This window comes from Kitasatospora sp. NPDC059812 (genome assembly GCF_042732075.1).
Lineage (GTDB): Bacteria > Actinomycetota > Actinomycetes > Streptomycetales > Streptomycetaceae > Kitasatospora.
Genome location: NZ_JBHWIO010000027.1, coordinates 61,931 through 71,125 on the forward strand (window position 1 = coordinate 61,931; position 9,195 = coordinate 71,125).

The following is a 9,195-nucleotide window of genomic DNA, read 5'->3' on the forward strand; positions in this document are numbered from 1 at the left end:
GGGCCGGCGCATCCGCTTCGCCCCGGTCCCGCCCGGCACAACACCGCCGGGAGCGCGGGGTATTCCCACCGACCCCGGGAAACGACCGAGGCCGCCCCGGAACTCCGGGACGGCCTCGGCGCGGTGATGGAAGGTCAGTTCACCGTGTAGCTGTACGGGATCGCCGCGAGCACCGAACCGGTGGTGCCCAGGGTGTTGTTGGCGGTCGCCACCGAGCTGGGGGCGGACACCAGGTACAGCACGCCGTGGACGGTGCTGCCCTTCGGACCGGTCGGAGTGACGGTCACCTGGAGCGAGCCCTTGCCGCCCGACGGGACGGTCACCGGGTTGGCGGCCGGGGCCGAGGCGTTGACCGCCAGGGCGTACGGGTCACCGGTGCTGGAGGTCAGCGCCGGGTCGAACGCCTGGGTGTGCGCGGTCGCGGTGATGGTGGCGGTGCCGGCCGGGGCGCCGGCGGTGCCGAACGGGCCGACCTGCTGCAGGAAGGTGCCCCACACGCCGGGGAGGACCGGCTGCGACACGCTGCCGTTGTCGGTCACGACCGAGATGGTCGAACCGTCCTGGGCCTTCTTCAGGTCGCCGAAGAGGTCCGGCGAGCCGGTGGTGCCGGACAGCTCCAGGTGGGCCGGCGTCGAGGAGGCCGCCACCGCCTTCAGCTGGTCGGTGCCCGGCGGGACGAGGAAGGACGGCACCGCGGAGGTGAGGCTCAGCGGCAGGGTGACCGTCGCGGAGGCGCCCTGCGGCACCAGCGGGAGGTCGGTGCGGCGGTCCAGGCGGCCGTCGGCCGAGATCTTCTGGGTGGCGACGGTGTTGTTGGTGTAGTTCACCTGGACGGTGACCGGCTTGCCGGCCGCCAGCTTGGCGTGCGGGTCGTTCGGCAGGCCGGCGGCGGTGGCGACGTTCTGGTTGAACGCGACGGTGCCGGTGAAGTCCTGGGCGAGCTCCTGGCCGCTGACCGGGCCGAGCACGTTCAGGACGAACCGCCAGCGGCCGGCGGCCGGGTTGACGGTGGTGGCCGAGACGCCGGCGGTGGTGCCGGTCAGGTTGCCCTGCGCGTCGAGCAGGCCGTTGCCCTCGATGTCGATCGGGGTGCCGTTCGGGCTGATCAGCGCGCCCTGCATGAGCAGCTTCGGATCCTTGGCGACGGTGACGCCGACCCGCAGGTCCTTCTGGCCCTTCGGGACGTCGAAGGCGTACGCGAAGCTCTGCGTCGGCGAGGCGTTGCGGCCGTTGCCACCGGTGATGGTGCCGGTGAAGGTGCCCTTGCCCTGGTTGACCGGGACGAGGCTGCGCAGCACGACCGGAACGCTGGTGGCGGTGCCGTTGGAGCTGGCGACGGTGATCGCCTGGCTGGAGTCGCCACTGGTGCCCGGGGTGGTGAGCTGGACCTTGAGGGTCTTGGTCTCACCCGGCTTCAGGTCCGCGACGCTCGGGCTGACGGCGCCGGCCGGCACCGCGCGCTGGGTGGCGGTGCCCAGCTGGACCGCGCCGTTGTAGCCGGCCTTGCCCGCCGGGGTGTACAGGACGGCGGTCCACTCGCCGGCCACCGGGTGCGGGACGTCCACCAGGCCGAAGTCGGCCGGGGTGGCGCCGCCCTGCGGACGGGTGTTGGTCTCGAAGCGGCCCGACGGGTCGAGCAGCGTCATGCGGACCACGGAGCCGTTGGTGACCGGGCTGGCCGCACCCTGCCAGGCGATCGACGCCGCGAGGCGGTCGGCGCCGGCCGGGACGGTGAACTTGACCTGCTTCTGCACCCAGGTGGCGCCGTTGGTGGCGTACTTGAAGGTGTCGGTGGAGGCCGTGTCCAGCTGGACGGTCTGCTGGTTGCTCGACTGCGGCACGAAGGTGCGGGTCGCGCCGCTGACCGTCTGCGGGGCGGAGCTGGTGTTGGTGACGGTCACGTCGGCGGTGTGGGTCGAGCCGGGGTTGCCGGCGATGTCGACCTGACCGGTGGTGACGACGACGGTCTTGCTGTCCGACGCGCCGGAGCCGGCGTGGTAGCCGCGGGCGGCCTCGACGGCGGCGCGGACGTTCAGCAGGCCGGCGCCCTGCTCCTCGGCCGGGACGCCGAGGTCCTGGGCGGTGCCGGTGATGAACTTCTTCACCAGCGCCGGGGCGGGCGACTGGCCGTTGTGGGTGTCGCGGTAGGCCTGGATGACCAGGGCCGCGGCGCCGGTGACGAACGGCGCGGCCTGGCTGGTGCCGCCGAACGACTGGATCGGCGAACCCTGGCCGCTGAAGCCGGTGCAGTCGGTGTACTTGCTGGTGTCGGGCGAGCAGAGCGCCCAGTCCGACTCGCCCGGCGCGACCAGGTCGACCGTGCGGCCGGCCTGGGTGAAGCCGCCCGAGGAGAGCGCGGAGATGCGGTTGTTGCTCCAGGTCTTGTTGGAGAACTGGGCGGCCGCGTAGCCGGTCTGCTGGTAGTTCTGGTTGTCCGTGGAGGCGCCGACCGCGATCACGTTCGGGTCGGTGGCCGGGGTGCCGATGGTGCCGCTGATGCCCGCGTCGCCGGTGGAGACGGAGACGGTGACACCGGCCTTGACGGCCTGGTCGTTGAAGAGCGAGATGGTGTCGTGCGCGCCGCTGTCCGGGGTGACGTTGCCGCCGAAGGACTCGTTCAGCACGTCGACCTTGGCGACCGAGACCGCGTAGTCGATGGACTGCAGGATCGACGAGTTCGACATGATCTCGCCGCCGGCCCGCAGGGCGACCAGCGAGGCGTCCGGGGCGAGGCCGCGGATGCGGATGTTGCAGCCGGCCGGCAGACCGCGCGAGGCGTTCACGAACTTCGAGACGTCGTAGACCTGGCGGCCCTGGGCGATGACCGCCGAGGCGTCGCCGAAGGCCTCCGCGCCACCGGTCGGCGCGTTCACGCCGTCGCCCGCGAAGTCCTGGTAGTCGACGACCGCGTGCGAGCCGTCGGCCCGGATGAAGTCCGGGTTGTTCGGGTCGAGGCCGTCCGCGATGTAGGCGACCTTGACGCCCTTGCCGGTGGCCAGGTCGGCCGCACCGGGCTTGCCGTCGGCGCCGACGGCGTGCGTCGAGTAGAGGCCCTCCGGCTCCAGCAGCGGCTGGGACGGGTCGGACGGGCAGATCGTGTTGGTCGCGTTCTGCTCGGCGCCCTGGCCGTTGCTGCCCGAAACGGCCTGCGGAGCGGCGGCCTTGGCCGACTTGGCGCCGGCCTTGGTGTCCGCGGCGTCCTTCGCGGCCGCGGCCTTGCCGGCGGCCGGCGGCGTGACGGTGACCTGCTCGTCCGCGACGACCGAGGCGACGGCCGGGTCGGCCAGCAGCGCGGCACGCAGCGCGGGGCTCACCGTGGCCGAGAACGCGTTCCCGACCACGAAGCTCTTGATGTCGGTGCCGCCGTTGGCCTTGACCTTGTCCAGCAGCGGCGCCTGGGCGTTCGCGGCCTTCTGCTGACGGGCGCCGAGGTGGCCGCTGTCGGCCGGGGCGTCCGCTATCTGGTCCTTGAGAATCACGATCACCGGCACCGGGGTCCCGTCCGCGGACGCCACGGGGGCGTTCTGCGGGTCCGGGAGCGGAGCTGCGTTGGCACTGGACCCGAAGGTCAGGACCATGGACGCGGCGGTGACCGTGACGGCAGCCGCTAGCTGGGATTTCCGCCAGCCGATCAATGGACATCCTTTCGTCTGATGAGACGTCAGGTTGCGCGGCCCGGCGTACGCGGATCCAGGTCGGACGCGTGGTTGCTCCGGACCGCGCGTCCCGACAGCGGTCGCATTCCAGCGCATCCGACACGACCACGACAAGGGGGGAAATCCCCATTAGAAAGTAAAAAAGACCATCAGAAAGTAAAATTCACGGCAGAAATCGGGCCATGTCCGCCCCTTTTCGCTGACCAGACCCGGTCGGAACTGTCCGATCCCGGTCGGAAAAAATCGGTGGCGAACTCTGGACAGTGGCGGACCACCGCCACCTGGGACACACCGTCAGCACCGCCACACACCCTTCCCCCCGGACCCACTCTGAAACCGGACATGACAGAACGGGCGGGCGGTCACACCGCCGCCCGGTGGCCGGAATCCCCCGGCCACCGAGCGATCAGCACCCGATCAGCCCGCGGCCATTCGCTCCTGGGCGTCCGCCAGATCCTCGGCGGTGGGCGCGTCGTCCTGGGTCAGCCGGTGGCGCCAGTACCCGGTGAAGTCGATCGACGGCTTCGGCACGCCGCGCTCCGCCACCAGGTGGCGGCGCAGCGCCCGCACCGCGCCCGCCTCCCCCGCGAGCCAGGCGAACGGCGTGCCGGCCGGCAGCTCGGCGGACCGCACGGCCCCGGCCAGCACGACCCCGGGGGCCGCCCCGCCCCGGGCCAGCCAGTGCACGGCCAGCTCGGCGCGGCTCTCCAGTGGCTGCCGCTCGGCCTCGTCCGCGACCTCGACGAACGCGAGGGCCCGCACCCCGGCGGGCAGCGCCTCGACCAGCGTCGCGATCGCCGGCAGTGCCGACTCGTCCCCCGCCAGCAGCACCCAGTCGGCAGCGGCGGCGGCCTCGGCGAGCGGGACCGGCGGGGCGTACAGCGCCGAGGGGCCGACCATCCCGAGCCGCTGCCCGGGCTCCGCGCGCTCCGCCCAGGCGGCGGCCGGGCCGGTGTCGCCGTGCAGCACGAAGTCGATCTCGACCAGGCGGGTGCCGGGCCGGCGGCGCCGGAGGGTGAAGCTGCGCAGCAGCGGGCGCCGGGCCTCGGGGATCGCCAGGTACGCCTGGTACCAGCTCATCGGGTCGTCGCTCTGCGCGGGCAGTTCGGGCACCGCCTGGCCGGGGCGGGGGAAGCACAGCTTCACCTGCTGGTCGGGCGCCGCGCCCACGGAGTCCGCCAGGGCCTCGGCCTCGAAGGTGACCCGGGCGGTGCGCGGCGTGATCCGGCGGACCTCGACGACCTCGACGAAGGTGACGGGCAGTGTCATCGAAAAACCCCTTCGGTTGATAACCTTACGGCATAAAGAGTTGTCGCGGCCGAGGATACTTTACGCCATAAGGAGTTGCTGCATGGTCGTCTACGCCGGACAGGGCGACGCCCACCGGTCCCTGTCCCTGCTCTGGGGCACGCCACCGCAACCGCACACCGGGCGCAGCGGCCCCAAACCGGGCCTCAGCGTCGACACGATCGTCTCCGCCGGCATCGCGGTCGCCGACGCGGACGGCATGGCCGCGCTCTCGATGCGCGCCGTCGGCGAACGGCTCGGCCGCACCGCCATGGCCCTCTACACCTACGTCCCGGGCAAGGCCGAACTCCTCGACCTGATGCACGACCGGGCACTCGGCGAACTACGGCTGGACGTCGCAGACTTGGACGGCTGGCGACCCGCCGTCACCGCCTGGGCCGAGGAACTGCACGCCTGCTACCTGCGCCACCCCTGGATCCTCCAGGTCTCGCAGGCCCGCCCGGTGCTCGGACCGGCCGAACTCGCCGCCATGGAAGGCCTGTTGCGCGCCCTGCAACCGGCCGCCCTCGCACCCGCGCGGCTGCACGGCGTCGTCGCGGCGCTCTGGCAGTTCGTCCGCGGCACGGCCGCCGTGGCCGCCGAATCGCGCGGCGCCGCCGCCGCGACCGGCATCGCCGACGAGGACTGGTGGACCACCCGATCCGCCCGACTCGCCGAACTGGCACCGGACTTCACCGAACGCTTCCCCCTGCTCACCGCCCTCCAGGGCGCCGGCGACGGCACGCCGCAGGACCGCGACCGGGCGGCCTTCCGCACCGGGCTCGCCGTCCTGCTCGACGGCGTGGCGGCCTCGGGGGCGGGGGCTGATCAGGGCTTTGATCGGGCTGCGGACTGAGCGCCGATCGGGCCGCTGGTTGAGCCGCTGATCAGCCCCGGCGGGCCGCCGGGATCGCCAGCAGGATGCCGAGCACCAGCAGAGTGGCGTACCCGGCGGTCTCATGGCCGTCCGGAACCAGGAAACGGACGAAGCCGAACAGCCGGAAGCCCCCCAGCCAGTCCGCCGCCAGGCCGGACCCGCCGCCGAGGATCAGCACGAAACCGAGATAGCCGAGCAGCGTCTTCATACCCCGAGCCTAGGCAGCTCCCCGCGCCCGGGAATCCGACTTTCGGCGCGACCCGGGGATGACCAAAGTCGTCCCGGCGCCATCCCCCGGCCGTCCCGGCGCCGTGCCGCCCGGGATCCGGACCGCCGTACCGCCGTACCGCCCGGGATCCGGACGGAGCAGCAGGCGCGGCGGCCCGGCGGCGCCCCGGGTACGTTCGCCGTGTGCAGCAGATGCCACAGCATGTCAGCAGAGTGGCGGCGGCCGCCGCGGTGTCCACCCTGATGCTCGCCGCCGGCGCCCCGACCGCCCCCGGGCAGGACGCCGCCGGCGCGATCGGCGGCGAACGGCTCGGCCAGTCCACCGTCCAGGTCGCTCCGCTGGCCGGGGCGCCCGCGCTGCCGCCCACGTTGACCGGGCGGTCCTGGCTCATCGCCGACGCCGGCACCGGCGAGGTCCTCGCGGCCCACAACGCCCACCTCCAGCTCCCCCCGGCCAGCACCCTGAAGATGCTCTTCGCGGACACCGTGCTGCCCAAGTTCGACCGCACGACGGAGCACAAGGTCACCACGGCCGAACTGGCCAACGTCGGCGCCGGCAGCAGCCTCGTCGGCGTCAAGGAGGACCTGCCGTACCGCGTCGAGGACCTCTGGCGGGGCGTCTTCCTCAGCTCCGGCAACGACGCCGTCCACGTCCTCGCGCACATGAACGGCGGCCTCCAGCAGACCGTCGCCGAGATGCAGGCCCGCGCCCAGGCCCTGCAGGCCCGCGACACCAAGGTGGTCTCCCCCGACGGCTACGACATGGACGGCCAGGTCTCCTCCGCCTACGACCTCACCCTCTTCGCCCGCGCCGGGCTGCGCAACGCCGACTTCCGCTCCTACTGCTCCACCCGCACCGCGCACTTCCCCGGCGGACTCGACAAGCTCACCGGGCAGCGCACCAGCTTCGACATCGCCAACACCGACCGGCTGCTCGGCAAGTACCAGGGCCTGATCGGCGTCAAGAACGGCTACACCACCAACGCGGGCGCCACCTTCACCGGCGCCGCCCAGCGCGGCGGCCGCACCCTGCTGGTGACGGTGATGCACCCCGACACCCAGACCCGGGTCTACGACGAGGCGGCCGAGCTGCTCGACTGGGGCTTCGCGGCGGCCGACAAGGTCCAGCCGGTCGGGCAACTGGTGGAGGACACCGCCGCCGCCCACCCGGCCACCATCACCGGCCGGGCCGGCGCCGCCTCGTCCGCCGCCCCCGCCGCCACCGCCACCGCCGGCCAGGCGCACCCGCAGGCCGTCCGGGGCAACGACCCCGGCCTCGCCCCGGCCGCCTGGACGGCCATCGCACTCGGCGCCGTCCTCGCCCTGTGGGCCGCCGCGCGCACCGCCGCCCGCCGCCGCGCCGCACTCGCCGCCGACCCGGCCGCGCTCCCCGACCCGGGCGCCACCGCCCTCGGCGGGCACCGCCACCACGGGCTGGCCCGCCGGGCCCGGGCCCTGGTCAGGCACGCCCTGCCGCGCGCCCCGCGGGAATGATCAGGCACGCCCTAGACTTCCGGCCATGACCACGCCCGACCCCGTTCCCTCCGACCGGCTCGCCCGGATCGTCAGCCTCTCCTCCGGGAGCTACCTGCTCGTCACCACCTACAAGAAGGACGGCACCACCGTGCCGACCCCCGTGTGGGTGGTGCGCGACGGCGAGGCGCTCGGCGTCTGGACCGTCGCCGACTCCTGGAAGGTCAAGCGGATCCGCAACCGCGCGGACGTCCTGGTGGGCCCCTGCGACGTCAAGGGCCGGCCGACCGGCGAGCAGTACCCCGCCACCGCCGAGATCCTCGGCCCCGAACGCACCGCCGCCTACCGCACCCTGCTGCGCCAGAAGTACGGCCTGCTCGGTGTGCTCACCCTGCTCGGCAGCCGCCTGCGCCGCGGCGAGCGCGGCACCGTCGGCATCCGGATCACCCTCACCTGACGCACCACCCGGCTGACGGGGCCCCGGTGGGTTCGCCCGGCGGCCCCGCCGGCCCGGTCACTCGCCGGGCCGGCCCTGGGAAAGGCGTGACGAGGAAGGGCGTGGGAGAGGCCATGGAGGACAGGGACGCGATCGGGACCCGGGGCGGGCTGCCGCTGCTGGTGGTGGACGGGGCCAACGTGGTCGGGTCGGTGCCCGACGGATGGTGGCGGGATCGGCGGGGCGCCGCCGAGCGGCTGCGGGACGCGCTGGTCGCCGTCGCCGGGCAGGGCCTGCCGGAGCGGCCCGGGCCGCTGGAGGTGGTGCTGGTCGTGGAGGGCGCGGCCCGGGGCGTGGACGGACTGCCCGAGGTGCGGGTGGTCGCGGCGGCCGGCAGCGGTGACGACCGGATCGTCGAGCTGGTCCGGGCGGCCAGGGCCGAACAGCCGGACCGGGACTGCCTGGTCGTCACCGCCGACCGCGAACTGCGGGCCCGGGTCGGCGCGCTGGGCGCGGCGGTCACCGGGCCGCGCAGCGTGCGGCGTTAGGACCGGTCCCGTTCAGTCCCGTTCAGCTCCGTTCGGTCCCGTTCAGTCCCGTCGCGCGCGCGGCAGGACCGAACGGGACCCGTTCCGGGGCGCGGCGGGGTCAGTCCGCCTGGGTGGCGTACATGCCCCAGTGGATCGTCTGGTCGGAGGCGGTCACCGTGAACAGGAGGTCCCGGCCGGGCCGGGCGGGGATCTCCACCGAGCCGGTGCCGGTCGCGCCGACCGGGCACTGGACCGTGAAGTCGGCCGGCGCCAGGCCGGCGACGTGGACCTGGACCGAGCCGCCGCCCTGGCAGCCCACCGTGACGGTGAAGGGCTGCGAGGGGTTGACGGAGGCCGTCACCGCGCCGCCGTCGCCGATCCAGTCCGGGATCCAGATCAGGCCCGTCTCCCCCGGGTACGGCAGGATCTCCCCCGTCCCCATACCGCTCTGGACCGCAGCCGGGCCCGGCTGCGCCGAGGCCGTCCCGGCGACCGCCAGTACCCCCGCCAGCGCGGCCGCGCTTGCGGCCAGCATCCGCTTCCCCGTACGTGTCATCGCTACTCCCCGCTGCGTTGACCATCCGTGCGGGCGCCCGTCGAAGCGCGGCCGGGCGCGGGGGGGGGGTTCGGGACACCGATGGTTTGTTTTGATCAGATTTTTTCTAAAGGGGGGGGTTTGCCGGCGCCCCGGGCCTGCTCCCGCGGAGC

8 protein-coding genes are annotated in these 9,195 nt (G+C 73.6%); 4 read left to right on the forward strand and 4 right to left on the reverse strand.

Features of this window, described 5'->3' with window-relative positions; translation table 11 throughout:
• Window positions 1-134: 134 nt before the first annotated feature.
• Window positions 135-3,485 (reverse strand): S8 family serine peptidase, encoded by a 3,351-nt coding sequence (locus ACFV6D_RS16290; protein ID WP_380560225.1) that lies wholly within the window; start codon window positions 3,483-3,485, stop codon window positions 135-137.
• 588 nt (window positions 3,486-4,073) lie between these two features.
• Entirely contained in the window at window positions 4,074-4,925 is an 852-nt protein-coding gene (locus ACFV6D_RS16295) for a siderophore-interacting protein (protein WP_380371564.1), read from the reverse strand.
• A gap of 82 nt (window positions 4,926-5,007) precedes the next feature.
• Between ACFV6D_RS16295 and ACFV6D_RS16300 the strand changes: the two genes are divergently transcribed.
• A complete protein-coding gene (locus ACFV6D_RS16300) occupies window positions 5,008-5,799 on the forward strand; it encodes a TetR/AcrR family transcriptional regulator (RefSeq protein ID WP_380560227.1) in 792 nt (263 codons plus the stop codon).
• 31 nt (window positions 5,800-5,830) lie between these two features.
• On the opposite strand, the gene ACFV6D_RS16305 is transcribed toward ACFV6D_RS16300, so the two are convergent.
• Window positions 5,831-6,028 carry a hypothetical protein gene (locus ACFV6D_RS16305; RefSeq protein ID WP_363373336.1) on the reverse strand — a complete coding sequence of 66 codons (198 nt, stop codon included), beginning with the start codon at window positions 6,026-6,028 and terminating at the stop codon, window positions 5,831-5,833.
• 212 nt (window positions 6,029-6,240) lie between these two features.
• Between ACFV6D_RS16305 and ACFV6D_RS16310 the strand changes: the two genes are divergently transcribed.
• The 3 genes from ACFV6D_RS16310 to ACFV6D_RS16320 all read left to right on the forward strand — a co-directional run bounded on the left by ACFV6D_RS16310 (window position 6,241) and on the right by ACFV6D_RS16320 (window position 8,505).
• The gene (locus ACFV6D_RS16310; RefSeq protein ID WP_380560256.1) at window positions 6,241-7,542 is read left to right on the forward strand and encodes a D-alanyl-D-alanine carboxypeptidase family protein; all 1,302 of its coding nucleotides are present in this window, start codon (window positions 6,241-6,243) and stop codon (window positions 7,540-7,542) included.
• 25 nt (window positions 7,543-7,567) lie between these two features.
• Window positions 7,568-7,978 (forward strand): PPOX class F420-dependent oxidoreductase, encoded by a 411-nt coding sequence (locus ACFV6D_RS16315; RefSeq protein WP_380344840.1) that lies wholly within the window; start codon window positions 7,568-7,570, stop codon window positions 7,976-7,978.
• A 113-nt stretch (window positions 7,979-8,091) separates the two neighbouring features.
• On the forward strand, window positions 8,092-8,505 hold the full coding sequence (locus tag ACFV6D_RS16320) for an NTP pyrophosphohydrolase (protein ID WP_380371570.1): 414 nt from the start codon (window positions 8,092-8,094) through the stop codon (window positions 8,503-8,505).
• Window positions 8,506-8,605: 100 nt separating this feature from the next.
• Here ACFV6D_RS16320 and ACFV6D_RS16325 read toward each other — a convergent pair whose 3' ends face one another.
• On the reverse strand, window positions 8,606-9,043 hold the full coding sequence (locus ACFV6D_RS16325; protein ID WP_380560229.1) for a hypothetical protein: 438 nt from the start codon (window positions 9,041-9,043) through the stop codon (window positions 8,606-8,608).
• Between the last annotated feature and the right edge of the window lie 152 nt (window positions 9,044-9,195).

What these genes read in the sequence shown, in the direction of transcription:
- ACFV6D_RS16295 (WP_380371564.1), bottom strand. Translation starts at nt 4,925, where the DNA reads ATGACACTGCCCGTCACCTTCGTCGAGGTCGTCGAGGTCCGCCGGATC.
- ACFV6D_RS16300 (WP_380560227.1), top strand. Translation starts at nt 5,008, where the DNA reads ATGGTCGTCTACGCCGGACAGGGCGACGCCCACCGGTCCCTGTCCCTG.
- ACFV6D_RS16305 (WP_363373336.1), bottom strand. Translation starts at nt 6,028, where the DNA reads ATGAAGACGCTGCTCGGCTATCTCGGTTTCGTGCTGATCCTCGGCGGC.
- ACFV6D_RS16310 (WP_380560256.1), top strand. Translation starts at nt 6,241, where the DNA reads ATGCCACAGCATGTCAGCAGAGTGGCGGCGGCCGCCGCGGTGTCCACC.
- ACFV6D_RS16315 (WP_380344840.1), top strand. Translation starts at nt 7,568, where the DNA reads ATGACCACGCCCGACCCCGTTCCCTCCGACCGGCTCGCCCGGATCGTC.
- ACFV6D_RS16320 (WP_380371570.1), top strand. Translation starts at nt 8,092, where the DNA reads ATGGAGGACAGGGACGCGATCGGGACCCGGGGCGGGCTGCCGCTGCTG.
- ACFV6D_RS16325 (WP_380560229.1), bottom strand. Translation starts at nt 9,043, where the DNA reads ATGACACGTACGGGGAAGCGGATGCTGGCCGCAAGCGCGGCCGCGCTG.